This window comes from Streptomyces sp. NBC_01288 (assembly GCF_035982055.1).
GTDB lineage: Bacteria > Actinomycetota > Actinomycetes > Streptomycetales > Streptomycetaceae > Streptomyces.
In genome coordinates this window covers 10,509,840-10,535,100 of record NZ_CP108427.1, presented here as the reverse complement: position 1 = coordinate 10,535,100, position 25,261 = coordinate 10,509,840, and the positions used below count along the sequence as shown (strand labels likewise).

At 68.7% G+C, this 25,261-nt stretch carries 24 protein-coding genes and 2 pseudogenes; 11 read left to right on the top strand and 15 right to left on the bottom strand.

What is annotated here, in order from left to right; translation table 11 throughout:
- Nucleotides 1–337: 337 nt before the first annotated feature.
- The 3 genes from OG194_RS47475 to OG194_RS47465 are packed head-to-tail and all read right to left on the bottom strand — an operon-like array spanning nucleotide 338 to nucleotide 1,826.
- A complete protein-coding gene (locus OG194_RS47475; RefSeq protein ID WP_327398698.1) occupies nucleotides 338–982 on the bottom strand; it encodes a hypothetical protein in 645 nt (214 codons plus the stop codon).
- Nucleotides 979–1,503, bottom strand: coding sequence for an RNA polymerase sigma factor (locus OG194_RS47470; RefSeq protein WP_327398699.1), 525 nt, complete (start codon nucleotides 1,501–1,503; stop codon nucleotides 979–981). Before OG194_RS47470 ends, OG194_RS47475 begins: the two co-directional genes overlap by 4 nt.
- Nucleotides 1,500–1,826 carry a hypothetical protein gene (locus tag OG194_RS47465; protein WP_327398700.1) on the bottom strand — a complete coding sequence of 109 codons (327 nt, stop codon included), beginning with the start codon at nucleotides 1,824–1,826 and terminating at the stop codon, nucleotides 1,500–1,502. The genes OG194_RS47470 and OG194_RS47465 overlap by 4 nt, the downstream gene beginning before the upstream one ends.
- 313 nt (nucleotides 1,827–2,139) lie before the next feature.
- Here OG194_RS47465 and OG194_RS47460 point away from each other — a divergent pair, with 313 nt between their 5' ends.
- From OG194_RS47460 to OG194_RS47445, 4 genes are all read left to right on the top strand, one after another.
- Nucleotides 2,140–3,537, top strand: coding sequence for a DNA-binding protein (locus tag OG194_RS47460; RefSeq protein WP_327398701.1), 1,398 nt, complete (start codon nucleotides 2,140–2,142; stop codon nucleotides 3,535–3,537).
- Between the two features lie 199 nt (nucleotides 3,538–3,736).
- The gene (locus OG194_RS47455) at nucleotides 3,737–4,618 is read left to right on the top strand and encodes a TnsA-like heteromeric transposase endonuclease subunit (RefSeq protein ID WP_442811471.1); all 882 of its coding nucleotides are present in this window, start codon (nucleotides 3,737–3,739) and stop codon (nucleotides 4,616–4,618) included.
- Nucleotides 4,615–6,756 (top strand): Mu transposase C-terminal domain-containing protein, encoded by a 2,142-nt coding sequence (locus tag OG194_RS47450; protein ID WP_327398702.1) that lies wholly within the window; start codon nucleotides 4,615–4,617, stop codon nucleotides 6,754–6,756. Before OG194_RS47455 ends, OG194_RS47450 begins: the two co-directional genes overlap by 4 nt.
- A 104-nt stretch (nucleotides 6,757–6,860) precedes the next feature.
- On the top strand, nucleotides 6,861–7,841 hold the full coding sequence (locus tag OG194_RS47445; RefSeq protein WP_327406946.1) for a TniB family NTP-binding protein: 981 nt from the start codon (nucleotides 6,861–6,863) through the stop codon (nucleotides 7,839–7,841).
- 615 nt (nucleotides 7,842–8,456) lie between these two features.
- Here the strand turns inward: OG194_RS47445 and OG194_RS47440 are convergent.
- The 4 genes and pseudogenes from OG194_RS47440 to OG194_RS47420 form a co-directional block, all read right to left on the bottom strand.
- Nucleotides 8,457–9,246 (bottom strand): annotated as a pseudogene (locus tag OG194_RS47440) (IS5 family transposase).
- A gap of 118 nt (nucleotides 9,247–9,364) precedes the next feature.
- Nucleotides 9,365–10,428 (bottom strand): IS630 family transposase gene (locus OG194_RS47815; RefSeq protein ID WP_442811771.1). Its coding sequence is split into 2 segments (ribosomal slippage): nucleotides 9,365–9,982 and nucleotides 9,985–10,428, totalling 1,062 coding nucleotides; the frame shifts between segments, so codons are not numbered across the junction.
- Between the two features lie 34 nt (nucleotides 10,429–10,462).
- The gene (locus OG194_RS47425) at nucleotides 10,463–11,623 is read right to left on the bottom strand and encodes a glycoside hydrolase family 88 protein (protein ID WP_327406943.1); all 1,161 of its coding nucleotides are present in this window, start codon (nucleotides 11,621–11,623) and stop codon (nucleotides 10,463–10,465) included.
- A 144-nt stretch (nucleotides 11,624–11,767) separates the two neighbouring features.
- Nucleotides 11,768–13,027, bottom strand: a complete 1,260-nt coding sequence (locus OG194_RS47420; RefSeq protein ID WP_327406942.1) for an alginate lyase family protein — start codon at nucleotides 13,025–13,027, stop codon at nucleotides 11,768–11,770.
- 281 nt (nucleotides 13,028–13,308) lie between these two features.
- Here OG194_RS47420 and OG194_RS47415 point away from each other — a divergent pair, with 281 nt between their 5' ends.
- Nucleotides 13,309–14,115 (top strand): hypothetical protein, encoded by an 807-nt coding sequence (locus OG194_RS47415; protein ID WP_327406941.1) that lies wholly within the window; start codon nucleotides 13,309–13,311, stop codon nucleotides 14,113–14,115.
- 668 nt (nucleotides 14,116–14,783) lie between these two features.
- Nucleotides 14,784–16,742, top strand: coding sequence for a hypothetical protein (locus tag OG194_RS47410; RefSeq protein ID WP_327406940.1), 1,959 nt, complete (start codon nucleotides 14,784–14,786; stop codon nucleotides 16,740–16,742).
- 73 nt (nucleotides 16,743–16,815) lie between these two features.
- On the opposite strand, the gene OG194_RS47405 is transcribed toward OG194_RS47410, so the two are convergent.
- A complete protein-coding gene (locus tag OG194_RS47405) occupies nucleotides 16,816–17,775 on the bottom strand; it encodes a hypothetical protein (protein WP_327406939.1) in 960 nt (319 codons plus the stop codon).
- A gap of 274 nt (nucleotides 17,776–18,049) precedes the next feature.
- Here OG194_RS47405 and OG194_RS47400 point away from each other — a divergent pair, with 274 nt between their 5' ends.
- From OG194_RS47400 to OG194_RS47390, 3 genes are all read left to right on the top strand, one after another.
- Nucleotides 18,050–18,832 (top strand): transposase family protein, encoded by a 783-nt coding sequence (locus tag OG194_RS47400; RefSeq protein ID WP_327406938.1) that lies wholly within the window; start codon nucleotides 18,050–18,052, stop codon nucleotides 18,830–18,832.
- Between the two features lie 150 nt (nucleotides 18,833–18,982).
- Nucleotides 18,983–19,282, top strand: a complete 300-nt coding sequence (locus OG194_RS47395; RefSeq protein WP_327406937.1) for a hypothetical protein — start codon at nucleotides 18,983–18,985, stop codon at nucleotides 19,280–19,282.
- A gap of 303 nt (nucleotides 19,283–19,585) precedes the next feature.
- Entirely contained in the window at nucleotides 19,586–19,714 is a 129-nt protein-coding gene (locus OG194_RS47390; protein ID WP_327406936.1) for a hypothetical protein, read from the top strand.
- Nucleotides 19,715–19,756: 42 nt separating this feature from the next.
- Here OG194_RS47390 and OG194_RS47385 read toward each other — a convergent pair whose 3' ends face one another.
- From OG194_RS47385 to OG194_RS47375, 3 genes are all read right to left on the bottom strand, one after another.
- Nucleotides 19,757–20,035 (bottom strand): hypothetical protein, encoded by a 279-nt coding sequence (locus OG194_RS47385; protein WP_327406935.1) that lies wholly within the window; start codon nucleotides 20,033–20,035, stop codon nucleotides 19,757–19,759.
- 392 nt (nucleotides 20,036–20,427) lie between these two features.
- Nucleotides 20,428–20,625 (bottom strand): hypothetical protein, encoded by a 198-nt coding sequence (locus OG194_RS47380; protein ID WP_327406934.1) that lies wholly within the window; start codon nucleotides 20,623–20,625, stop codon nucleotides 20,428–20,430.
- 57 nt (nucleotides 20,626–20,682) lie between these two features.
- Nucleotides 20,683–21,015: a hypothetical protein gene (locus tag OG194_RS47375; RefSeq protein ID WP_327406933.1), complete on the bottom strand. Its 333-nt coding sequence runs from the start codon at nucleotides 21,013–21,015 to the stop codon at nucleotides 20,683–20,685.
- Nucleotides 21,016–21,340: 325 nt separating this feature from the next.
- Between OG194_RS47375 and OG194_RS47370 the strand changes: the two genes are divergently transcribed.
- The gene (locus tag OG194_RS47370; protein WP_327406932.1) at nucleotides 21,341–21,850 is read left to right on the top strand and encodes a nuclear transport factor 2 family protein; all 510 of its coding nucleotides are present in this window, start codon (nucleotides 21,341–21,343) and stop codon (nucleotides 21,848–21,850) included.
- A gap of 234 nt (nucleotides 21,851–22,084) precedes the next feature.
- On the opposite strand, the gene OG194_RS47365 is transcribed toward OG194_RS47370, so the two are convergent.
- From OG194_RS47365 to OG194_RS47355, 4 genes and pseudogenes are all read right to left on the bottom strand, one after another.
- Nucleotides 22,085–22,351: a hypothetical protein gene (locus OG194_RS47365; protein ID WP_327406931.1), complete on the bottom strand. Its 267-nt coding sequence runs from the start codon at nucleotides 22,349–22,351 to the stop codon at nucleotides 22,085–22,087.
- Between the two features lie 37 nt (nucleotides 22,352–22,388).
- Nucleotides 22,389–22,529, bottom strand: coding sequence for a hypothetical protein (locus OG194_RS47360; RefSeq protein WP_327406930.1), 141 nt, complete (start codon nucleotides 22,527–22,529; stop codon nucleotides 22,389–22,391).
- Between the two features lie 64 nt (nucleotides 22,530–22,593).
- A pseudogene (locus OG194_RS47810) lies at nucleotides 22,594–22,764 on the bottom strand (hypothetical protein); the annotation flags it as partial.
- Nucleotides 22,765–24,009: 1,245 nt separating this feature from the next.
- Nucleotides 24,010–24,486: a DUF3761 domain-containing protein gene (locus tag OG194_RS47355; RefSeq protein ID WP_327407426.1), complete on the bottom strand. Its 477-nt coding sequence runs from the start codon at nucleotides 24,484–24,486 to the stop codon at nucleotides 24,010–24,012.
- Here OG194_RS47355 and OG194_RS47350 point away from each other — a divergent pair.
- Nucleotides 24,430–25,071 (top strand): FkbM family methyltransferase, encoded by a 642-nt coding sequence (locus OG194_RS47350; protein WP_327406929.1) that lies wholly within the window; start codon nucleotides 24,430–24,432, stop codon nucleotides 25,069–25,071. The genes OG194_RS47355 and OG194_RS47350 overlap by 57 nt on opposite strands.
- The last annotated feature ends 190 nt before the right edge of the window (nucleotides 25,072–25,261 follow it).

Below are 25,261 nucleotides of genomic sequence, written 5' to 3'. Positions count from 1 at the left end.
CTGGCCAGAGGGTGGGCGTAGCCGCGGTTCGGCAAGAGCCCGGCGGTGGGTTGTCCAGTGACCTCCTGGCTTGGCAGCAGCGCACCAGCTGGCGTCGCACCAGCGGGGCTGGGTTTGTGGGTCCCGCATGCAGTAACGAGTGCTCGATCCAGTCGTGGCCGGCGGAAGGACCGTCAGTCGACTTGCGGAGCTTTGGGTAATGCAGTGACGGCCCGTCCCCGCGGGCGCGGGGACGGGCCGTCACTTCAACGAGTCGTCCGGCCTTCTCACGTGAAGGCCTCATGGAGGCTGGTCTACAAAGACTCTCCCGTCTGTGAGCGCGTGACGCGCTGTCGTGTCAGCACCGTGGCCAGCCGGTGGTGTGGTCCAGGTGCGCCAGGAAGTCCTCAATCTCACGCACGAGAGCTTGTGTTGCTTCAGACAGGTCGACTCCGGCTTTCCCCAATGCCCAGTCGACCCTGTCTGCAGCGACGTGAATACCGGCTGACCGGCACACAAAGCCACTCACGAATGATCTGAAAGACTCCTCAGCGTGTTCTTTCCATTGCCCGCAGCATGCCGATAGGTTTTCTTCCCTCTCGGCATCAAGGACACGAAGATAATCTCGCGCGTCCTCGTCACCCTTGAATGCTGCCTTTTCCCACCAGCTTCGCGCCACATCATCCCTGTCCAGGAACTCAAGGATTTCTGCAACACGTCGTGTTTCCTGTGGTGTCGCGGAATCATCGATTTCCTTTTTCAGGAGAGTGCGTAGTTCACGGACCACGCCGATTCGATGATTTCCCTCCACGATTTCCAGGCAGGGGGCGGGGGCCGGGGGCCAGCCCGAAGGCTGGCCCCCCTCCGCCTGGACAGAGTCCTCGCCGATCCGAGAACCCTTGGAAAACACCTGCTCAGATCCTTCGAGCAGGAGCCACAGGGCGAGGAGCCGGACGGCTCCCCGCTCCTCGGGCTGGTGCGTCCAAGCGGACAGGTATGTCATGCGGTGGCCTCCTCGCTGTGTTCGTTGATGGACTTCTTCAGGTTGTTGGCGGCGGCTTTGATGTAGCGCTTCACCGACTCCTCCTTTATCTGGAGGCGCTGCGCAACCACGGCAGGGCTGAGGTCCTGCAGAACACACAGGGTGATGACCTCGCGCTGCCGTTCAGGAAGGCTTGCGACGAGTTCGTCGATGCCTTCCTTAACCATTTCGTAGGCGGCTTCGGGGATGCCGATGCCTGATTCCGTCTCGGGCAGGTCATGAACCGGGACCGTGACCATCCGCCTGTTGCGGCGGAACTGGTCGATGACCGCCCGCTTCACCGCGGTGCGGCCGTAAGCGGTCAGGGAACCGTGGCCGGCGATGAGCTGACCCCACCGCCGGTACATGTTGAGGTAGACGTCCTGCACAGCATCCTCTGCGCTGTGCAGGTCGCCTGCCTGGGCCCGGGCCAGTCGGGAGAACGCCTCGATGGTCTCGAGGACGAAGGACTCGAAGTCCGCTCCCGGAGCGGCCTCACTCACGCGGCCTCCCGCGTGGTGATGGCCCGGTGGCCCGCCGGGTCGGCCGTGTCCTTGCGGAACAGCCAGGCAGGCCGGCCCTGCTCGAAACGGGCGGCAGCGCCGCCGTCAGGCAGGGCCTGCGCCATCGCGACCATGGTGGCGCGCTGCTCGCGCTCCGCCCGGGTCTCGACATGCGCCTTCACAAGCATCTCCGTGATGCCGCGGGTGCGGCGCATCACGGAGAACAGCAGGAGCAGCAGGGGAATCCCGCCCGCTCCCACCCAGTACGACCAAGTCATCGACCAGGCCTCCCAGTAGAGACGAACTCGTTGGTGAAGGCCCACGGGCCTTCACCCCCTTACACGCCGCCGGGAACCCGGATCCGGATGCCGGAGACCAAGATCTTTTCCCAACTCCCCCCGATTCCCCGCCTGTCACATCGTCTTCGCAGGTCACAGCGATATCGGACGCACAGGAAAATCAGTGGGTCGTGGAATTGAGAAGGACCCGAGCGGGAGGGAGAGAGGACCACAGGAAGGAGGCGGGGCCGGGACGCTATGAGAACGAGCCGGCACCACGGCCGCCGCTCTGCTTGATCCGCCGGGCATCCCCTGCGAAAGCGCCCGCCCGGCACGGCGGACACGAGACCGTGGTGGAGTGACCCATCCACCCGGCCTGCTGCGGACACCTCCCCTGCAGGGGGAGACGACCTCGTCGCTGATCTGCCGCATCGCGAGCCGCTACGGGATGGAAGCGAAAGTGCTGCGGTCCTGCTGGCAGTGGCGCAACTACCCGCCCGGGCACGACGGCGGCGGCACGCGGGCCGACGCCGAGGTACTGCTCAACACACCCGGACGCCGACTCCTGGCAGACCTGTGCGGCGTCGAGGAAGACATCCTGGCGCGGGCGTTGCCGTCCTGGGGACAGGAGGACGCCAAGCTGTCGGCCGGAAAGGACGGGGTGCCGGCGGCGGCATGGCGGACCGGCGGCGCCCTCGCCGGTCCGGTCGCCTTCGGCTGCCGCCTGTGCGCGGCCCGGCGTACGGGGACGGCCATGCGGGTGGTGCGGTACGCGCCGCGATGGGAGCGGGCGTGTGTCCGCCACGGGCGGTGGCTGATGGACGCGGACGCCGACCAGCCCCACGAGTATCTGGACGTGCGGGGTGTGCCGGAAGTGGCCGCGGCGCAGCGGCGGTGGGCCGGTGTGGCGCGGCGGGCAGTACGGGCCGAAGCAGAGCCGGAGCGAGTGTTCGCGCTGGCGTATGCGGTGGTGGCCCGGTGGTGGGAACAGGCCCTGCACTGGGAGCGGGAGACCATCTGGCCGGGGCGGCTGCACCAGGTCGCGGGCGGCAACGCCGGGACGGAACTGGGCTGGTGGCGGATCGTGGGCCGGGACGCGGTCGTCTTCCCCGAGGTGGTGGCCGTGGCCGACGCGCTGCTGGACCCGGCCATGGCCGAGCTGGTGTGGGCTGACAGCGGGGCCGGGCGGCCGCGGGCGCTGCCCGCCGACGGGGCGTTCTGCCGCCGGCTCGGCGAGCGGGTCGGGCGGGAGTGGCTGGGGCCGCTGGCGGCGACCGACTACGGCGGCCCGCTGATCTCCTGGATGGGCGCCGTCATCCGCATCCGTCGCGGCGCCGGCGAGCCGTCCGGATACGACAACGACCCCTGGTGGCTGCGCCAGGAACACCAGCCTGCCTCCCTGGCCGGACAGCTGCGGGTGCTGGGCAAGGAGAGGAAGGCGCCCGGCTCGGGGACGATGTGGCGCGCGACGGTGCCCGCCGAGCAGCGTGCCCAGATCACCAGCCTCGTCAACAGCGCTGAAGAACAGCTCATCCAGCTGCGCGGGGCGCAGACCGGTTCGAGTGCGGACGTGGCCCAGCATCTGCTGCGCATCCTCAGCTACAGCGCCGGCCTGCTCGAGAAGGCCCTGCAGCACACTGTCGTGGCGGCCGTGAACGCCGGGGTGCCGCCGCGGGATGTGGCCCAGTGGGCGAAGCTGTCTCCCGGCCCGCTGGCGGACGCGCTCAAGGCCTACCAGGACGCGGGCGACAGGTAGGCGCCGGCTCTCCGGGAATCGGGCGGCCCGGGACCGGTCCTTGGGGCGCTGGCGTGGCGGCCCGGTGTTACCGCATCACGCGGCGCCACGTGATCGAAACGCCGAAACAGCTCCGGCCGGCAGCCGGGCCCATTTGGCTGGGCGAGTGAGCGGCAAGGGGACGGCGGCCGGGCCTGGCAGCAGGCCGGGACGGGTGGACGTGAGCATCGGGGCCGGGTTCGAGGCGGTCTTCCTCGACCCTCTCGGGCAGGCGGTGCAGCAGCGGTGGGCGGACGCCGCCCTCGCGGTCGCGTTCGAAGACCTCGATCCGGTGTCGGCCTTCCCGGTGGTGCCGGGAAGGCGGTGGGGGCCGGGGCTGTGGTGGTCGGCCACCACCGGGCGGCACGTGGCCGCCGGCTCGAACGCCATGCGCATCCAGCTGATGACCATGGACCGCGACCCACAGGTCACCGGCATGGCCGGACGGCCGGTACGGCTGCTGTGGCGCGACCGCCGGAGCCGGGTGCGTTCCTGGGTGCCGCAGCTGTTCGCCCGCTACGCCGACGGCACCGCCCTGCTGGCCGACTGCCCCGGCCACCCCGACGCCGGCGGTGAACGTGCTCTGAAGGCCGCGCAGGCGGTGGCTGCGGCGTGCGCGGACATCGGCTGGAGTTACCGGCGCCTGGCGCCGCTGGACGAGGTGCCGGCGGCGAACCTGAAATGGCTGGCCGGCTACCGCCACCCCCGCAACCAGGGCAGGCCCGGCCTGACGGCGGCAGTCCTCGATGCCTTCGCGCGGCCACGGCCGCTGATCGAGGGCGCCGAAGCGGCCGGCGACCCGCTCGAGGTCCTCCCTGCCGTCTTCCACGCCCTGTGGCATCACACGCTCACGACAGGACTGGAGACGCCGCTGCACGAACGGGTCATCGTCAGTCCGGGCTCCCTCCGTCAGGGCAGTGGCCCCAAGCCCGCCAAGAACCCGCACGACGGCGCCGGCGCCGGGCGCGGCGAGGAGAGCCAGGGCTGCGTCCCCGCGGCCGGGTACCCGGCGTCAGACGCGGGGCGCGGCAAGGCTGGCGCCGGGCGCGGGGAGGCGGTGTGAGCACCGGCCGGCAGAGCGGCCGGCCGGTGGTGGCGGTCGGGGCGCACGTCCGCTTCCGCGGATCCCGGTGGCAGGTCGTCGCCCTGGCCGGGCAGTGTGTCCACCTGGCCGGCGAGGACGGCAGCGATGAAGCGGTGCTCACCGGACACCTCTTCGCCGATCCCGGCTTCGCCCTCCTGGGAGCAGAGGCGCAGCAGCCGCAGGCGGCGCCGCGGTGGGGGCTGTTCGAAACCGCCCCGGCCGCGGCACGGGAGAAAGCACTGGCCTGGCAGCGCCACATCCGGGAGGTCGAGTGCGGGTTGCCCGGCGGGCCGGGCAGCGGCGGGCCGGTGCGGGAGCAGTACGACCCCGCCCAGCACACACTGGCCCAACGGGAAAGGGCCAAAGCAGCAGAGCTGACCGCGCTCGGCTTCGGCCGGGTGTCGCGTACGACGGTGCAGCGCATGCGCCTGGCCTACCGCAAACAGGGCCTGTGGGGGCTCATCGACCACCGCACCACCCGCGGCCCCAGCCCCACCGGACGGGCCGACGAGCGGGTCGTCGCCGCGGTCAAGGAAGCGCTGCGCCGCCAGCGCGGCCGCTCCAAAGGCACCGTCAAAGGGCTGATGCCGCTGGTCGCGCACATCCTTGAGGACCGGCACGGCGGCACGGTCGCGATGCCGGCGCAGGCCACGTTCTACCGGCTCGTCCATCAGCTCGCCGGCCCCGCCGACCATCCCGCACAGCCGGTGCGCACCCCGCCCATCACCGAGGACGGACGGGGGCACACGCCCACCGTCGCCCTGCGGCCCGGAGAGCAGGTGCAGATCGACACCACCCGGCTCGACGTCCTGGCCCTGTTCGACGACGGCACCCTCGGCCGGCCCGAGATGACCATCGCGGTCGACGTCGCCACCAGGGCGATCCTCGCGGCCGTGCTCTGTCCGGGCGGCACCCAGGCCGTGGACGCGGCCCTGCTGCTGGCGGAGATGGCCGTCCCCCACCCGTCGAAACCCACCTGGCCCCACGCCCTGCGCTTCACCCACACCCCACTGCTCCCCCGGGCACGGTTGCTGACGCTGGACGAACGGCTTCAGGGCGCGGCCGCCCGCCCGGTCGTGATCCCCGAGACGATCGTCGTAGACCGGGGAAAAGTGTTCCTTTCCAGGGCATTTACGGCTGCTTGTGAGACCCTCGGCGTCAGCGTGCAGCCCGCCCCGCCCTACGCGCCCACCGCCAAGGGCATCGTCGAGCGGACCTTCGGCTCGATCAACACCCTGTTCTGCCAGCACCTGCCCGGCTACACCGGATCCGACGTCACCCGCCGCGGACGCGACGCCGAACGCGAGGCGTGTTTCACCGTCCCGCAGCTGCAGGACCTCCTCGACGAATGGCTCGTGCACTACCACCACCGCCCGCACCAAGGGCTGCGTCATCCCGTGCTGCCCAGGGCCGCACTGACACCGAACCAGATGTGGGCCGCCCTCATCTCGGTCGCCGGGTACGTCCCCGTCCCCCTCACCAGGGACGACTACCTCGAACTGCTGCCGGTGCGCTGGCAGGCCATCACCGAACGCGGCATCCGCCTGCACCACCGCACCTACGACTGCGACCTCCTGGCCCCCTATCGCGGGCAGCCCTCCCCCATCGCGGCGCGCGGCGGGAAATGGGAAGTCCACACCAACCCCCACGACGCCCGCCAGATCTGGCTGCGCCTGCCCGACGGCACCTTCGCCGAGATCCCCTGGATCCACCGCGCCCACGTCCACCGCCCGTTCAACGAACAGACCTGGCAGCACATCCGCACCACCGTCACCCGCCACACCGACCCCGACAGCCTGGAGGCCGACCTCGCCGACGCCCTCGACCAGCTCATGCGCCGCACCCGCACCGGCACGGCCACCACAGGGGAACAACGCCTCCTGGCCCGCACCCAGCCCGCCCGAACCCCCCTGCCCCCACCGCGCCCCGCACCCGACCACCCGGGCGAGACAGACGCCGGCCGGACGGGGCCCGGGACGGACACCGACAGCCTCGACGACCTCGACGAGGAACAGGACCCGGACGCGGAAGAAGACGACGCCGACGACGGCCCGCCCGCCGTCCCCTACACCGGACTCGGTCTCTACGACGCCCACGCGGAGGCCCTGAAATGGTGAACACCCGCCCACCCGCCACAGCCGGCGATCCCGGCAGCACCACCACACCCGCCGCCGGCCCAGCGCAGCAGTCCACGACGGACACGACGACCGCGTCATGGCCGGTGACCACCTGGCAGGGCTGGCACCACTTCGCCACCACGGCGCCACCCGCACCGCCGCAGCCCGGCGAAGCGCCCCGCAGCCCGGAGGAACGCCTCGCCTACCACTCCGCGTTCGTCACCGTCCGCACTCCCGCCATCGACACCCTCGCCACCAGCGTGCGCACCCTGATGATCCTCGGCCGCCACCAGACCACCACCGCACGTCCCTCACTGATCGTCACCGGCCCCGCAGCCGCAGGCAAAACCACCGCCCTGCTCCACGTCGGACGCACCTGCCACCTCGCCCACACCCACCGCACCCCCAGCCCGCCCGGCCACCACCCCCAGGTGCCGGTCGCCTACGTCCTCGTCCCGCCCGGCGCGACCGCGAAGACCCTCACCGCCGAATTCGCCCGCTACCTCGGCATCCCCACCACCACCCGCATGACCCAGGCCCAGATCACCGAAGCCGTCTGCCACACCTACAACACCGCCGGCGTCCGGCTCGTCCTCATCGACGAGATCCACCGCCTCAACCCCCGCACCACCACCGGCGCCCAGGCAGCCGACCTCCTCAAAGACCTCACCGAACGCATCAGCGCCACCTTCGTCTACGCCGGCCTCGACGTCACCGCCACACCCCTGTTCAGCGGCGTACGCGGCGCCCAACTCGCCGGCCGCGCCACCCTCATCACCTGCGGCGCCCTCCCCGCCCGCCACGGCAACCGGCACCCCTTCACCGACGTCATCACCGACCTCGAAAACGCCCTCGACCTCCACCACCACCGCCGAGGCACACTCCCCCGCCACGCCACCTACCTCCACCAGCGCACCGCCGGCCGCATCGGCAGCCTCACCCGCCTCATCCGCCAAGCAGCCATCACCGCCATCAGCGACGGCACCGAACGCATCACCAAGAAGACACTCGAAGCCATCCAGCTCGACCACCTCGCCGAACAACACAAACGCCCCCACACCCGCCGACCGTCCGCACCCGCATGACACGGACACGAAGAAGACCAGGAACACGCCGACCGACAACGAATCCACTGCCGTCCGCGGCCAGGTACGGGACGTCCTGATCCCCGCCCGAGCCGGCTACCCGGCAGGAGCCTCACCGCACTACGACGAGGTCTTCCACAACGCCGTACAACAAACCGAGCGCACCGACAGCCTCGCGACGACGGACATCGCGGCCCTGGCCGTCCGAAAAAGGCAGCGCCACCCACCCGGACGACCGTCTACGACCGCCGTGTCCAGCACACCCCCACCACAGAAACCAGACCACGCCTATGACCAGGCACAACACGCCTGACCAGCCCAAACACACCCCGGACCATTAGACGCAGAAGCTACCCACAACACCCCGGGCATTCCCACAACAACCCACACAACCCCAGGTCAACCCCACCCCACCCCACCAAACCCCGTTCCCAACCAACCACCAACCCTGCAGCCCACACCCCACCCACCACACCAACTACCCACCCCCGGATCGACAGGCGCGTCACCGTGCTTGGTTCAGCGGTGGACAGCGACGACTGAGACCTCCGCGTTCATCGCACGCAACCGAGGCCCTTCGAGGTGCTGGGCTGGCCGAGATCACTTGGGGCGCGATCAGGAGTGGACTTTCTTGAGGCGTCTCCAGCAGATGAGGCTGCAGGCCAGGGAAACGAAGGCTTCGTGGAGTTCGTTCGGTGTTCCCAGCGGACGGCGAGACGTTTGAACTGATGGAGCAGGGCGAAAGTCTGCTCCACGACGTAGCGGAGCTTGCCCATGCCCTTGATGTTCGGTGATCCCTTGCGTGAGATGACAGGCAGGATCCGCCGTTGTCGCAGCTCGTCGCGGTGGGCATTGGAGTCGTAGCCCTTGTCACCGAGCAGGGCGTCGGGCCTGCGACGGGGTCGGCCGGGGCGGCCCGCGACGGGCGGGATGCCGTCGACCAGGGCGAGGGTCTGGGTGACGTCGTTGACGTTGGCCGCAGTCGTAATGACCTTGAACGGGGTGCCGCGTCCGTCGCAGATCAAGTGGTGCTTGCTGCCGGTTTCCCGCCGGTCGACCGGTGACGGACCGGTGTCGGCACCCCCTTTTTCGCCCGGACATGGGAACCATCCACGCACGCCCGTGACCAGTCGAGTTCACCGGCCGCGTTCAACTTCGCGAGCAGGGCCCGGTGGAGTTGGTCGAAGACCCCGGCCCTCTGCCACCGGTCCAGACGCCGCCAGCAGGTCTGACCCGATCCGAACCCCAGCTCCAGCGGCAGCAGTTGTCAGGCGATGTCGTTGCGCAGCACGTACAGGATGCCCTGCAGGTACAGCCGGTCCGGAACTGGCCGCGGACCGGGAGCTTTCTCCGGCCAGGGCGGCAGCAACGGCTCGATCAGCGCCCACAAGTCGTCGTCCACGATCCACGGCCGAGTACTCACACCATCGCGAACGGCCGAATCCTCACACCGGTCACGGCCAACCAGGACGTTGCAGCAAGATCGTGTTACGAGCTCTACTGACCTTGAATGCGTGATGTCGTCATGGTGAGGCGGGTGCCAATCCGGTGCCGGTGAGGCAGCCGTCGAGGACGTCGCGGCGGTATTGGAGCTGGCGTATGCCGCGCCGCACGGCGGTGATCAGGTCTTGCGGGTCGGCGAAGGCGCGGTTGGCCGTGGTGGTGCGTGGCAGTACCGACCAGATGCCTTCGACCGGGTTGAGGTCGGGTGCGTAGAGCGGGAGCTGGTAGACGGTGAGCCAGTCCCGTTCGGCGATGTAGCGGCGCATCCCTGCCGTCAGTTGGGTGTTCAGGTTGTCCCAGACCAGCACGATCGGGCCGCCGAGCTGCTGGTGCGCGGTCTGGATCAGGTCGCGGTAGTCCTGCCAGGAGAAGCTTTTGCGTCCGTCGGGACGGGCGTCCGGGCAGGGCCGGTAGATCAGCCGGGATCGTTCGCCGGGCTTGTAGCAGGCCAGGGCGGCAACGGATAAACGTCGGCGGGAGCGGCCCCGCACGCGCACGACGGGAGTGCGGCCGCGGCGGGACCAGGTGTGGGCGGTCGGCGGCGTCATCGAGAAGCCGGCCTCGTCCTCGAAGACGAACCAGGCGCCGAGCGCCGCCACGGTCATTCCACGCGCGGCCAGGTCTCCTTCACCCAGCCGACCACCGCCGCCTCGTCACGCTCGACAGCTCGGCGGGCGGGGATCTGGCAGGTCCAGCCGTGCCGTTTGAGCAGGGCCGCTAGGCCCTGGATCGTGTAGCTCTTGTGGAAACGGCGCCCGATCAGGGTCTTGATCCGCGACAGAGTCCAGGTCTGGTCGGGCCAGCCGTGCGCGAGAGGGCCCTTGTCCAACTCCCGCTCCAGGACCGCGAACAGCTCATCGCTCAGCAGCGGCAGGGACGCCGGTCCCTTCGACGCAAGAGCCCGCGTCCCACCCTCGGCCCACGCTCTGCGCCAGCGCTGCACCGAGCGGACAGTGACCCGCAGGCCATGAGCGACAACGGCGGTGTCGTCACCGCGCGCGAATCGCTCGGCCGCCTCTGCCCGAAGCCGCTCCCGAAACGCCCGACGCTCAGCGGTCAGCCCGCCACCCTGCGCGTACCTCATGAAGACGGCATACCGCGCGGGGCGCTGATGCTCTTCAGGAGGCGAGGGTCGCAAGCTCCGCTCCCGCGTGGAGGAAAGCGCCGACCGCGAAGTCCGCAGTGGTGTCGTAGGTGACGGGTTGGCTGGAGTCGGGGCGGTCGCCGACGCCTTGGACGTAGCCGAGGACGCCGTCAGGGTGGACGGCGGTGGCGACCAAGCCGTTCCAGGCACGGGCGGCGACGGGCAGGTAGGCGGCCCGGTCGACGAGGGCGGTGGCGACGGCGTAGGCGATGGCACAGACGAAGAAGGACGTGCCGCTGCTCTCGGGGCCGGGGAAGTGGGTGGGGTCGGCAAGGTTGACGTTCCAGAAACCGTCGGGACGCTGGATTGAGGGGAGGGCGGTCACCAGGCGTGTGAGGGTGTCGCGGTATTCGGCGGTGTTGGACTGGGTGGGCGGCAGGGCCTTGAGGGTCTTGACGTGGGCGGCGGCCACCCAGCCGTTGCCCCGCGACCAGACGACGGGCTTGCCGGAGGGCGAGACGATGTGGCCGGGCAGGAAGTTCTTGTCGCGGTACCACAGGCCGGTCGCCGGGTTCAGGAGGCCGGGGCCTCCCTCGGCGTGCTTGGTGTGCTGGTACAGGCTGTACAGCTTCTGGTGGTAGCGGGCGTCACCACGCAGAGTGCCCAGGCGCGCGAAGGGCGGCATCGCCATGTGGAGGGCGTCGGCCCACCACCAGTCGTCGTTCTTGTCGACTTGGTCGGTGTAGGTCATGCGGTGCAGCGAGGTCTCGATCGCGCTGATCTTGTGCGGGTCGGGTTCCAGCGCGTAGAGGTCGAGATATGCCTGTCCGGCGTTTTGGTTGTCGGCGATCCGGGTGCTGGAGCCCGCGTTGAGGGCGTAGTTGTTCTGCTCGGCCCAGGACCGGGCGTAGGCAAGGTAGCGGGCGTCTTTGGTCAGGGAGTACAGGGACAGCAGGCCGGAGAAGAAGGTCGCGTTGGCCCACTGGTTGTTGCCCGGGTTGGCGTGGGCGGCGATCCAGTGGTCCGCGACTCGGCGCAGCACGGCGATGATCGCGGCGAGCGAGGGCAGAGCGGGCGAGGGCACGGCGGCGGGGGTGGCCATGGCGCGCGGTCCTGCGATGCCGGTCAGGGCGGACAGCCCCACAGCGGCGAGGACGCTGCCGCCCGTGGTGGTCAGGAAGCGTCGTCGGTCCATGTCCTTGTCCATGGGGGCCTGGGCCTTTCGTGTTTGAGGAGGGGCGGATTCCCCGGAGTTGGGGGTGAGGGTCGGCTGCTGCTGTGCAGGAGCCCGCTTACGGGAATCGGCGCGGCGGATCGCCATCGGCCGTGCGGAGCGAACTCAGTTGGGGTTTTGGGCGTTGGTGAGGGTTTCCCAGGCCACGAAGAGGTTGTTCGTGCCGGCCGGGCGGTTTCGCTCGGTGAGAGTCTGGGTGTTGGCCATCGCGACGCCGTGGAGGGTGTTCAGTGTGTTGAAGCCGACCTCGGTGATGGGGCCGAGTCCGAGTTTGAGAGTGCCGCCGCACACGGTGGACGGGATGGCCGCGCCGAGTTCGTACTTCGACTGGAAGCCCAGTGCCTGCCGTAGGCGTTCACCGACCTGCGGGTAGAGGTCCTGCCCCTGGATGCGGGCGGTCTCCAGGACGTGGGAGATCGAGGAGATGCCGTAGCCGGTGTGGGTGAGGTCGCGGCAGGTTTCCTGGGTGATGCCGGTGGTGAAGGTGCTTCCGCCGAACCAGAAGTTGACGATCTGGTCGCGAGTGGTGAGGTGCTGGCTGGGCACGGTCTTGGGCAGCGCGCCGTCCGAGGAGAGGTACACGAAGGCGGGGACGCGCTGCAGGTAGTGGCCGATCGCGGTGTCGTAACTGGTGTGGTCGTCGAGGAAGACAGACATGCTGACGGCCGCCTCCAGCATCGTCAGGTCCCAGTTGCCGGTGCGGTTGGAGCCGTTGACGACCAGCGGGAGGTAGACGGTGCGCAGCATCGTCGCAAAGCGGCCGGCGTTGGGCCAGTTACCGCGCACGGTCTTGATGATCTCGGCCGCCTTGGGCCAGGAGGATCCCGTCCAGCCGGTCTGTAGTGGGGCGTTGTCGTTGGTGTGGCCGTGGATGGTCGCGGACCAGGCGTCCATGAGCTGGATCGCCTTCTGCGCGTAGCGGTCATCGCGGTTGATGTACCAGGCCAGCGCGTCGGTGTACGCGGCTATCGCGTCCTCGCGTTCATCGGTACAGCCGTTGTTGGGATTCGAGGAGGGGCCGCACTCCACGGTCGCCCGGGGTTTGGGGCTGCGTGACAGTGAGGCGTACGGGCTCGCCATCATGCTGTCGTACGCGGTCTTCCACGGCTGGGCCCCCGCCTGGACCTTGGCCCGTACGAAGTCGAGCTGGGCGGAGTCAAGGTTCACGCCCGGGTGCACGAACGCCACGGGCGATGCGGCAACGGCTGCGGCTTGGGCCGTGTCGGGCTGAAGGATCGTGGCTCGCGTGGCGGCTTCCGGCGTGGGTGCCGGGGAAGCCGAAGCGGGAACCATGACGGCTGCGGCCGCCACAGCGCCGAGCACAGCGGACAGGCCGGCGAACCGGGAGAGGGCTGTTGAACGCATGGGGGGATGGCCTTCCATGAGGCGACTGCCGCTACGGAATTCCTATACGTGAACAGTGAATGCCATTGTGAACCGCTGATGCCGGAAGGTAGTCGCGCAGGAACGAGGGCGTCAAGGTCTAGACCAACATTGCGGCAGCCCGCGACTGCACGACAGCGCGGGGAAGCTGCGCCGACTACATCCACTCGTTCGGAGCCAGGGAGCCTCACCCGATGCGTTGTCGCTGGTGGATGCAATGATCGCCGTTGCTGGCGTGAGCACGCTGGTTTCACAATTCGGGGATGGCTCGTATGGACACGTGGCAGGAGCTTTCAGCGCTAGTGGAGGAGCGGCTGAAGGCCATCTCGCCTGGGGAACGCGGCGTGTTTACTGCAGGTATCGCGGAACGGCTCATGAGCTGGCACGAGAGACTGCCCACGGACGAGCAGGCGCCGTTCACCGTGGGTCTTCGTCCCCTGTTGAACTCCGTGTGGGAGGGCGCCCTCGGTGACTCGACGGCCTTCTCGGCGGTGAAACGCGGTGTCGCCGAGTACATGTTCAGCGAGTACTGCCACAACGACGGCCAGGACGGGCCCGATGATGCAGACGAGTCTGCCGCAGCGGCGACGTTGCATGCCTACCTGTTCGGCTGCCACGACTTCGCCACCTGGACCAGTCGCCGGGCAGTGGAGGCCGTTGATCAACACCTTGCATTCCTGGCCGAGCAGGAAGAAGACGACCTCGTCCCTGATTCGGACGAAGCGCTGACCTCTGAGTTGCAGCGGGAGCTCCGGGACCTCGACCTCATCGCCAACTACTCGAAAGATCTTCGCCACTCCAGCATGGGACTGAGCATCGACACCTCGATCCGACTGCGCGTGGAGCTTCGAGCTCCTCTCTCCAGCCGGGCGCGAGTGTCCGAGAATCAGGAGTGGCCCGTCGCCCGCCCGGACCACGGCCACGACCTCACCTGGCCCGTGCTGATCCGCCATCTCGCCCGCGGCACTGGGAGCACATCTGCTGGCTCCGAACGCCGACCGGGACTGGGGGCCATCCCCGTGGCTGCGGGGAGCACGCGATCTCGGCGTGGGTGTCCGCCTTGGCGATGAGATCATCGCTGCGGGCACGGAGAGCACCAGCGGTCGCCCCGGCGCCAGCCCATGCTGGCGGGACCATCCCCGCGGGCGCGTGGAGCACCGCATCTTCTCGCTCGATGGGCGCATCCCTCCAGGAACCGTCCCTGCGGGCGTGGGGGTCTGTCACTACGGACGAACCGTCGAAGCACCGCGACTGCGTACTCCCACTCGGTCCCGGCCCGTGAGCTGGTCCCGGCAACTCGTAGGCACGCGAGCCGCTGGTACTCGGCCGTACGGCTGGGGCCAGACTTTCAGGCCCTTTCTCAGACCGTGAGCGTGGCCGATGCGGTCAGGGCTCGCAGCCGTTTTTGCGTCGGTGATCCTGTGGGCTGGTTGGTGCGACGGCCGGTGTGGTGAGTCGCCGCCTGGGGGCCTCCTGGCCTGAATGAATTCTCTTTCGGCAAACCATGACCTTGATCACGGTGGGCCTGTGTGCGGGTGTGGTGGTGTTGCGGACTGTCATGAGCAGCTCATGGGCAACTCACGGATTCGCAAAGGGGATTGACGGAGTGAGATTTTTACCGAGGTCGTCGTGGCGGCATGCTGCCGCGGGTGCCGTGCTCGTGTTACTGGCGGGGGCAGGTACTGCGACAGCAGCCCCCGCACCGCCCACGCCCGGTCTGAGCGCTTCCCCTGCGGAGGTGGCGGCGGCCGGTCCGCAGAACCTGGCGGCCATCGCCGCCGGGGGTGCGCGGCCGGTGTCGGGTACGGCCCCGTCGGCCGGCCCCAAGTTCTCGAAGTCGGGCACGGTCTGGCGGGTCATTGCTCCGGAGGTGGTGCTGCGCAACACTGTGACGGATGCGGACGGCGATACCTCGACCGAGACGTTCCAGGTGTACACCACGAACGCGGACGGCACCCCGAAGGCGGCCATCGACCTCGACGGGTCGGGCCCGAACGGAGTGCTGGTGTCACCGTATGTGGCCTCAGGCGGGCTGGCGAAGGTGACGGTGTCCTACGGCGTCCTGAAGCCCGGCGTACTGTACGCGTTCCGCACCTCCGCCTTCGACGGCAGCTTGTACGAGACGACCTGGTCGCCATGGGCGTACTTCCGTATCGACCCGTACATGAAGTTCCCCGCTCCGCAGACGTCGTCGACGATCGACCCGGTCGCGCAGGAGAACATCGCGTTCACCCGGACGGATCCGGGGCCGGCCCTGCCGACGCTGGACACCCACGGTGCGGTGAAGCGGGAGGCGACCCAGCCGCGTACCTGTGGCAAGGCGGACGCCGAGGGCCGCAAGATCTGCATCGAACTGTCGCCACCCACCGCGGAGTCGAAGGCGAGAGCGGAGAAGCGCACCGCGGCGCTGCGCGAAGCGACAATGGCGAAGGCCCGCAAGGCCGGCAAGTCTTCCGCCGAAGCGGCTGCGGTCGCGGCTGACGCACCATTGGCGGATCTGGTTCCCTGGTGTTCTGACGAGCCGGTCGGCACGGACTACTTGAACCGCACCGATGCGTGCATGAAGAGCATCGGGTCGGGGACCTTGGTGTTCGTCGACTCGGAGGACGCGACGATTGGCTCCGCCACGTTCGACTTCGAGCAACGAATCAAGACGTACCCGAACAAGGCCGCGGGCGGTTCCAACTTCGCGGAGTTCGACCAGCAGATCCGCATCATGCCGGTGCTGATCTCGCCGGAGCTGAAGGGTGTCACGCTGCGGTGGAACACCCAGTCGACGTGCGCGGCGTGTGTGACGTCGGTGATCCGGTGGGCCGACGACTTCAACAACGCGGCGGGCGACAACGCCTACTGGGACGCGAACGACTGGAACGCCTACACCGACGGCAGGTGGGGCACCCGCGCTACCACCTGGAACGGCACGGGCAAGGAGACCATCGACCTCGGTTGGTCGGTGACGGCGACCGTGGACGCCAGCACCACCGCGACCGCGACCGCGGACTTCGGGACCTCCGGAATTCCGCAGGTGAGGGAGATCGCGCCCCGCTGCGACGACTACCTGACGCCCTCGCTGCCGGGATGTGTGCTGCCGTACTTCAAGCCGACCTACACGGTAGACACCAACAAGTACCCGGCCGCCGGCGCCTACTACTGGTACATGCAGCAGGTGATGCCCGATCATGCCGGCTCGAAGCGGTGGGACTCACTGCTGCACTACCTGGGCCCGGACACCCCCCTCACCAACAGCGCCGGCAACAAGTGGACGCAGGCCAACAGCCGCAACGTCATCTGCGGAACCAGCTCCGCCTGGACCATCCATCCGTCCGACGCATCGGTCGGTTCGGTCGACTGCGACGAGTACGCGATGGCGACGACACACGAGTCCGGCGGTTATCCGCAGAGCGTCAACCTGGTGACGTCGGGCACCAAGTGCGCACAACTCTTCACCGACAAGATGGGGGACGGCTCGGCGAACTTCGGTCTCCTCGCCGACACGCGCACCGCGACGAACGGGCCGAGCGGCACGGAGCGGTGCGGTCGCGCAGCGATTTCGAGCACGCAGAACGAGGAAGCGTTCAGCAGCTATCCGGCGCCGGCATGGCGGATGCTCGACGGTGACGGATTCTTCCTGAACCTGCCGGGATACGAACACTGCACGTCCGCCGCAACCACCTGCACGTGGAGCAAAATCGGCTGACACAGCCTGAAGGGGAGCACACAAGAAGGAGGAGGGGCCGGCGGCCCACGCAGCCGGCCCCTCCAGGGGGCGGTCAGCCAGCCACAGGCCGCCACCGGCTTTCCTGAGCAGGGTCGATGCTGCTGAGCCACACCAGGGTCCCGCCGATCAGGCCCGGCTTGTCCCGCGCGGCGAGGGCGGGGGCTTCGAGCATGTCGGCAGTCTCTTCCAGGTAGGTGATCAGCGTGTCGAGTGCGTCGCCGGGCGGCTCGTTGTAGCGGGACCACGAGCCCAAGTAGCCGGTCGCGGCGTCCAGATAAAGCCCCGCGGTGCTGTCGGCCGGGCCCAGGGCGATCACCGGAATCCGGGTCGCCCTCCACACGGTGATCCGTTCCTCCTCAGGGCGGTTGGCGTTGAGGGCGTCCTGGTGAGCCTGGGCATCCGTCTTCAGCCGGTAGCGGGAGGCCACGGCGTCCAGGTTCATCAGAGCCATGTTGCCGGGGAGACAGCCCCAGCCGTCAGCCCCGTCGTCACCTGCGGTCAGCATCCACAGGGTGCGCAACTCGACGGGTATCGGGATACCGAGATCCTCTTCCAGAGCAGCGACAGCGGCCGGGGCAGCGCCGGTACGGAGCGCAGCATAGGAGGCAGGGGCGTTGGACTGGAGCCAGGCGGCGATGCGATGCCAGGCATCGGCAACCTCCCGTACCGCGACCGCGACATCGGCAGCAGCAGGGCCAGCAGGCTCTCCCTGCTCGTGGGCGTCCGTGGAAGGCTCGGTGGAACCGTCCGTGGAGGGCCCAGCGGAGGGGGCTGCTCGCAGAAACCGGATCTCGACACGGTCGGGCTCGCGGATGTAACCGACAGAAAGGTCCGGGCAGTCCTCGAACATGTCACCGTCGACCGTCACGGTCAGGATGCCGGGCAGTCCCGAGGGCCGGCCCATGTCCGGGTCGTCGGCCAACTGCCCGGCCACCGCCTTCAGCGCGTAAGGCACTCCGGCCCCGAGCTGGGCGGCGATGTCACGTACATCCGGCTGGATTTCGACCTTCACTGCCTGATGCTCCCTGGTGGTCGGATGGAGGACGATACCCCTCACACACTAACGAGCTCGTTCGTGCATGGTTGGCGTTGGCATGTCGAGGGCCATGATCGTTGATCATGGTCGGTGTGGTGGGGAACCGGGCACGTGCAGCGATCATGCGAAGCCAGCGGATCACGGGGCTGACGCCCGGAGTGATCGCCGAACTCGTCGCTGAGATCGGCCCGTTGTGGCACGAGCGGCACCAGGCTGGTCTCGCGTCGCGTCGCGTCCCCGTCGCCGCGCCGTGGGTGCCGGGGCGAAACACAAGCTGGTCTTCGTCGACCGACTGTTGGCCACCCTCGTCCACCTTCGTCATGGCGCCACCCATGACGTGCTGGCCTGCTGGTTCGGAGTCGACCGCTCCACCATCACGCGCGCAATCGGTGAAATACGGCCGCTGTTGGCGATGCGCGGCTGCACCGTAGCCCCCGACGTCCGCCTGCGTACGCTCGCCGAAGTTGTCGACCATCTCGGTGCGAGCGGACAGAGCGGGATCATCGACGGCACCGAGATCCGGGTCCACCGCCCGGCTGCCGGACGCAAGGACCGGGACAAGTCCATCTCCGGCAAGAACAAGCAGAACGCCGTGAAGTCCATGGTCGTCACGGACGCTGACGGGCGGCTGCTGTTCTGCAGCCCGGCCGAACCCGCGAGCTGCGCGGACATCACCCATGCCCGGCAGTTGGGCCTGGTCAAGCTCCTGGCCAACGGACCGGCCGTGGAAATTCTTGCCGACGCCGGCTACCAGGGACTGGGCGCTCAGACAGGCGGGCGCGTCGTGACACCACCGCACCGCAAGTTCAAGAAAAACGCCCCGGACTGGTACGAGGAAATGCATGAACGCCAGCGCAAAGCCCACTCCTCACGCCGCATCCGCGTCGAGCACGCCATCGCCCACCTCAAGAACTGGCGGGCCCTCGCCCGCCACCACGGCCGCCGCGAGCACATGACCGACATCGTCCAAGCCGTAGCCGGGCTCCTCTCGCACCAGCAGACCGCCACGCTCTCCGGCGATCCGCGAAAGTGAACCTGGAGGCAAGTCGCGGTCCTCGACATGCCAACGCCAACCATGCACGAGCTCGTTAGACGAGATCTCCGCATGGGGTGAGCCCCGGGCCAGACCGTGCCGGGGCTCACCTCGCGATTCGACCAGAAAATCTGCAGGAAAGGTGCACACGTGGTGACACGGTCATGGGAACTGAGGAGCGGTAACACGGCGCTCGGTACTCTGTCCCTCATCGACATTGATCAACCCTGGTTCCGGTGCCGGTTCAGCCCGGGTGAGGGATGGGAACAAGTACGAGACCTCTTCGAAAGGCAAGCTGAGGCCGTCGATGCCGAAGACCAGGAACGGATGATCGGTGCCATCGGCGCCGTCCGTAACCTTTCCCTTCAGCTCTATCCCCAAGAGGGCGATGAAGCCATCACGCCCGTCATCATTCAGATCAGGGGAACCGAAGCCAACTTCCGATACTGACCCGGCCGGTGGCCTCCGAAGCCACCGGCCGGGTCAGTAGACCCATCGACGAGTCGGCGGCAGCCATCTCCATCAAGGGACTGCGTGAGGAACTTGCCGCCCAGGGCCGACCGGCGCCCTGCAGCAGCCTCCGCGACTGGGCCCGCAGCCGACTGCAGTGGCCCGACGACCCTGCCCGACCACCGGCGCCGCCGAGCGTCCGGCAGGTCACCGGCTGGCTCACCCGCCGCCCCTCCAGCCTCGATGAGGACGAACACCAGCAGCTCAAGGCAGTACTCAACGCCTTGCTCCGAACTGGCTACCATGCACCGACTGGTCCGCGACTTCGGCGACATGCAGACCCAGCAGACCGGCGTCCTGCTGCCCGCTGCCCGCTGCCCGCTGCCCGCTGCCCGCTGCCCGCTGCTCCGCAAGATGATCCTGCTCCAGTGACCGCCGGTGCCGGCTCCCCGTGATCGCTGTCGGAGCCAGGATTCAACCGCCGCCGACACCGCCTACCGGTACCGCTTGACGCTGGGCACGGCGGCCGACCTGTCGGTCCTCGCAGCGCGGGCAGTCCCGGCCGGAGTCGAGCAGCATGCGGTTGTCGCACAACACGTCGCCGCACTCCGGCCGTTGGGGCAGACCCTTGCCGATCGGCCGGCCCACCGGGTCCTTGATGGGACCGTCCAGCCGAAGCTGGTCCTCCAGGCGCCGGGCGAGCCGGTCGGCGAGGACCTGCGGTGCGTCCGTGCAGCCGACGAGCCCGCTCACCGTGGCCAGCTCGGCACCCGCTGGCGGCCTCCGCCAGGCGGTGGGCGGCGGAACGATCCAGATGCGCTCACAGCAGCCGGACTGGCTCCAAGATCCCCCGAATATTCTCCGGCAGCAGGAGTATCCCGAGAGACCAACAGAAAAACACTCCGGGCCCCGGACTGCGCGGCCACCACGGCGGCCCGCAGGTGCTCGGCGGGCAGGGCCGGCGCCGGCCCGCGGCTGCGGCCTCGGGTCCCTCGGTCGCCTCCATCGCCTTCACTTTGGCCTTGAGCACCCTGCGGACGCTGGGGCCACGGTCTTGTCGAGGACCAGGTCGTAATCGGTGCGGCCGGTGACGACGACGCCGGACAGGCAGCGGTCGACGGTCGAGGGCGCGGTGTACTTTCCCTTCATCCGTCGCCGAGCAGCGGCCCGCACCAGGAGGTGCCGCTCTCGTGCAGGCGCTGGAAGGCGTCCAACTCGATCGCCTCCAACGGCAGCATCAACGGATCGTCGGAGTCCGCGCTGCCCAGTACCGCGGTCTGTATCTGCCGCCGGTCCTCGCCCGGTATTCCTCCACCGCCGCACCCCCGCCCGGATTGCCTCATTTCATCGTGCCAGCAGCTCCGCTCGCCCTCCAAAGCACCGGCTTGAGGGGCTCCAAATCACTTGTAGCGATAGAGCTGTTGGAGGTGCAGGGCGTCGGTCTGCCACTGTGAGCGGGCCGCGTGAGTGTCGTCGGGCACCGTCCTGCCGAGCTGGTTCGCCACCCGCTGAAACACAGCCGCCGAGTGGGAGTCGGTGGCCGCCACGAGTGAGGTGAGGAGGGGCTCGTCAACCGGCGTGTCGGCATCGACCCGGGCGAGGACGATGACCTGGTCGTCGGGGTGAAGGTGGTGGGGCAGGGCGGAGCCGAGCTGGCGGCGCAGCCGTGCCCAGGACGTGGTGGAGCGCTCGCGGGCGGCCTTCTTCAATGCGCCGCGTACCGCGGCCGCCACGCCTCAACCCATCGTGCCACCAGCCCAGTTGACGCTCCAGAGCCCCGGCACATGCATCCCGCCGAGCCCTGTCCGTACCCGGAGGCCGGGTCTGCGGCACATCGCCTGGCACCTTCCCTCGAAGCGCCCTTCGAGGGAAGGTGCGGCATGGGCCGCCCAAGTGACCGTCACTGTTTCGGCACCAGACAGCGACGGCGGAGCCGACGGCCCTGTTGCAGCGCGGCCACTGGGGCGGCACGCGGCGAACTGCACGCCCTGCGACGGCACTTGCAGAGGTGAGGCGGCCGCGCTGCGGGCCATCTCAACCGTCAGTAGCCTCCCAGGAATGACGACGCTACAAGATCTCACCGCTCGCCTGGACCGAGTCGAGACCGAACTCGCACTGCACCGGCTGGCCCACGACTACTGCGTGGGTGCCGACCACCGCGACCCAGTCCGCTGGAAAGCGATTTGGACAGCGGACGCCGTGTGGGAGACCGGCTCGGACCAGATATTCACGGGGATCGAGGCCATCTGCGCGGCGGTCGAGCAGCAGTGGCAGGCATTCCCGATCATGCAGCATGCCACCGCCAACCACACGGTGGAAATCGACGGCGTTGCCGCGACCGGTCGATCTGACGTCGTGGTCCTGACCCAACTCCGCGATCACCGCTGGATTGCCGGTGGAGGTACCTACGAGGACGAGTACCGGCGCAAGGGCGGGATCTGGCGCATAGCGCGGCGCCGGGTGGTACGTCCCTTCGACCTTGCACCGTTGGCACCGAGTGACGGACCCGTCCATGTCGACGAACCAGTTCGGGCCAATGCTGGCGGTGTTGATGAGCCGCATCGATAGAAGGCGTTCGTCAGCGGCATACCGCTGACGAACGGGCCAGGACAATCAATCCTTCACAGCGCCGCTGCCTCGGACAACAAGTGATCGTACTCAGCATCCCCATGCGGCCGGTGAAGCCGTCGGAGGCGGCATTCAGCTTCTTCTCCCGCCCGGTGACGGACGTGGAGGGCCGGATGTCGGAGGTGTAGCCGCCCGTGCCGCTACGGAACCCTGCCCCAAGGGCCGAGCCGTGCGTCACCCAACGGGGCCGATACGGAGGACGGCGGCGGTGTCGAGGATCTCGACGACCTTCAGGCTCATGGCATTGTTGATGGTCGCGGCGGGTCCCTCTCCGCAGTTGAGCCCGACGCCGCCGCTGCCCTCCGAGGACACGCCGCCACCACCGGAACAGCCCGAAACGCTGAAGCCCGACCCCGTCAGCGGCGCGACCATCTCGACCTCGCCGCTGGTGATCGCCGTCACCTTGATCGGCCCGAGGCCGTACTTTTCCGGCACTGTCACGACGTCCCCCACGGCGACCTTGATCTCACAAGTCCCGTCAGCGCACGGCCCGGTCGGCGAGGGCGACGGCGTGGCCGTCTCCGTGGAAGTCGGCCTGGGGTCCGGGGCCGTTGTCCCGGAGCCGGACCCACTGGGCCGCCCCTCGGCGGAGGACCGGTCCGAAGAATCCGAAGAACACGACGTGAGGGCGGCGAACACGACAGCGACGACAACGGCGACGGCGGTGGATGACGTTCTACGCATCATGCCCGCCATTGAACCGCGCGGTGGCCGACCTCCGACAGTTCCTCGCGCAGCTCCCGCCTCAGGCATTCTGTTGCGCTCCCCCGTCCCTTTCCCGACCTCAACCATCGCGCGAATCCGGGCAGCAACGAGGCAGGGATGAAGCCTCGCAGGCCCTCTTGCTGATCCGCGCCCGTTCGGAGCTCCTCCTAACTCAGGACGGGGGGGGGGACGGTGGGGGCCGAAGACGACCGGTGCGTCCCCGACGTCGTCGCTCATCCAGTAGCCCTGCGCGGTGAGGATCGTGCGGAGCGCGCTGTGCATGGCGTCCTGCTGCGTGCGCCACACCTCGCTCAGCACGTCGAGGGAGTGGTGCCGGCGCCAGACGACCCGCACGGCAGCGCCAGCCGGCCCGGGACCCAGTGCGAGCATCACGCCGGTCGCCGCCTCGCCGACGTCATCGGACTTCGGGTCACGGACAGGCAGCCCCACCCTCAGCGGCGCGGCCACCAGGTCCTCCATGAACGGGCGCATGTGCTCAGGGACTTCCACCGGTCCGATGACACACCGGTCCAGGACGTGTGCCGCCCGCTGCGCCACCGCGTCCGGGCTGGGGTCAGGCTTGGCCATGTTGCGCTCCTGACGTGCCGGTTCTCCTCGTCCAGCTCGTCGGACAGCTCTGTCGACAGGCGGTCCCTCGTCGACCGCGTCGTGCTCGGCAACGACGGGGGACCGAGGTCCGGCCCGCCGCAACGGGGGGATGCGACGGGCCGACACTGGTCGTCACACTGCCACAGCCGTGCACCTGTTGCACGGGTATGGGGTGAGACGCTTTCGGGCTTCTGTCCGGCGACGGTGCCGGGCGCGATCGGTGCGGTGCGGGGAGGCCCCGCCCCGCACCGGATGAGGGGTTAGTACCTGTTTCTGATCCTCGGTTTTAGGTAGTTTTGAGCCCTGGCCCGGCTGGGTGTCCGAGGACGCCAGGGAGGCTGCGGGGCGGGTGTGTGAGGGCTGTGGCGAACGGTTGAGGCCGGGTGCTCCAGCTCGTACGAGGTTCTGTTCGGCGGCTTGTCGAGCCAGGCGGTGGCGTCGGGACCTGCGGTTGCGCAGGCGAGTGGCCGCTGAGATCGGCTGCCGGCTGGACCAAGTGCCGGGAGTGTGGGGCGAGTTGGGTGGCCGGGGTAGACCGCCGTTCGAACGCGGTCTACTGCTCGCAGCGGTGCGTGACGAGGGCCTGGAGGGCTCGGAAGGAACCGCCCGAGCTTCTCCAGCCCGGACTTCAGCAGCCCGGACTTCGGGGGCCCGGACTTCGGGGGCCCGACCACCAGCCGGAGTGAGCAGACCAGAAGCGGCCGATTTCGAGCGCGATACGCTCACCTCGCCGGCTGACCGTGACTCCTGCCTGCCGCCGCGGGGCAGGCAGGCCGGAGCTGTCCTCACGCGATGCTTGCAGTCACGGGACCGGAGGGTCGCCGGGTCGAAGAAACGGGACCGAGTGAGTTCCACACCCACTTCGAGCACCCCTTTTCTGCCGTGCCGGTCGAGAGGCATGTGAAGTTCCGCGCGTTGTACCGCCGGCTCAGGCAGTCTGTACCGGGGGAACAGATGAGCGGAATACAGCTCGGGATCGGACGAACGGTCGTAACGGCCCTCCTGAGTGCCGCGGATTCAATTCCCCGTTTGCCTTCGAGGCGGGATCCACCGCAGCCGTTGCGCGGAGTGTCTCCGGGCGGCGGCGTCGTTTGCCGTCTACAGGTACCAGTACTTGACGCCCCCCGGTGGTGCGAGCACGTCCCGCGGGCGTGGGCACTGTAGGAGTACGAGCCGTCCCTGCACTTCGCGGTAGCACCGCACGGATGCGGCGAGTTCGCCTTGCAGACACCCGTCGTGTGCCGCGCGCAGGTCGCGGCCACCACATCGGTCGCCGCACCTACGGCTTGGCGTCCCGTGACGACGAGCTCGACTTCAGCTACGTTCCGGCCGCCACGATCTTCTCGTCCTCCTCGCGAAACCAGGGGAACATCGAGGACGAGCGGCGCCGGGTCACCGCCAGCGTTGTCGAATTGATCCGCCAGGGCGGCCTGGGACCGATCCTGCGTCGCGTACCCGCCCCCGTGCTGACTCTTCTCATCGGCCGCAAGCTGCGGGTGCTGCGGCGCCTTGAGACGCACCGAGTGAAGGTCAGGCCCCTGTCATCGGTGCTCGACGAACTGGGCGTCGACCACATCGACCTGCTCAAGGTCGATGTGGAAGGCGCCGAACTTGAGGTGCTCAGAGGCATCGAGGAACGGCACTGGCCACTGGTCCGCCAAGCCGTCGTCGAGGTGGAGGGCTGGCAGCACAACCGCGACACGGTCTGCGAGGTACTCCGCGCACACGGCTTGACAGTCAGCGCCGAGCAGGACTCGGTGCAGCGGGCCGGCGACATCGGCATGCTGTTCGCGGTCAGGCCGTCACCACGCGCAGCACTCGGCGCTCAAGGCGGTATCAACGGCTAACGCACATGAGGTGGATGGGTCCTGAATGGCCGTGTCCGGGGCGGCAGTTGGACGTTCGGTCCGGTGTGGGCCCGTCGCCGTCGATCGTGTCGGATGAGCTGTGGGACACCCTCGTCCGCCGCCGCGGACCCGCCCATGAGATGGATGCATCGCGCATGCTGCCCGTATGCCCCGGCCGAGTAGCCGGGGC

Bases quoted from the DNA above. Each gene is read 5' to 3' on its own strand.
- OG194_RS47420 (WP_327406942.1), bottom strand. From the start codon at position 13,027: ATGCGTTCAACAGCCCTCTCCCGGTTCGCCGGCCTGTCCGCTGTGCTC.
- OG194_RS47415 (WP_327406941.1), top strand. From the start codon at position 13,309: ATGGCTCGTATGGACACGTGGCAGGAGCTTTCAGCGCTAGTGGAGGAG.
- OG194_RS47350 (WP_327406929.1), top strand. From the start codon at position 24,430: ATGCGGCGAGTTCGCCTTGCAGACACCCGTCGTGTGCCGCGCGCAGGT.
- OG194_RS47425 (WP_327406943.1), bottom strand. From the start codon at position 11,623: ATGGACCGACGACGCTTCCTGACCACCACGGGCGGCAGCGTCCTCGCC.
- OG194_RS47370 (WP_327406932.1), top strand. From the start codon at position 21,341: ATGACGACGCTACAAGATCTCACCGCTCGCCTGGACCGAGTCGAGACC.
- OG194_RS47390 (WP_327406936.1), top strand. From the start codon at position 19,586: ATGCACCGACTGGTCCGCGACTTCGGCGACATGCAGACCCAGCAGACC.
- OG194_RS47380 (WP_327406934.1), bottom strand. From the start codon at position 20,625: ATGAGGCAATCCGGGCGGGGGTGCGGCGGTGGAGGAATACCGGGCGAG.
- OG194_RS47475 (WP_327398698.1), bottom strand. From the start codon at position 982: ATGACATACCTGTCCGCTTGGACGCACCAGCCCGAGGAGCGGGGAGCC.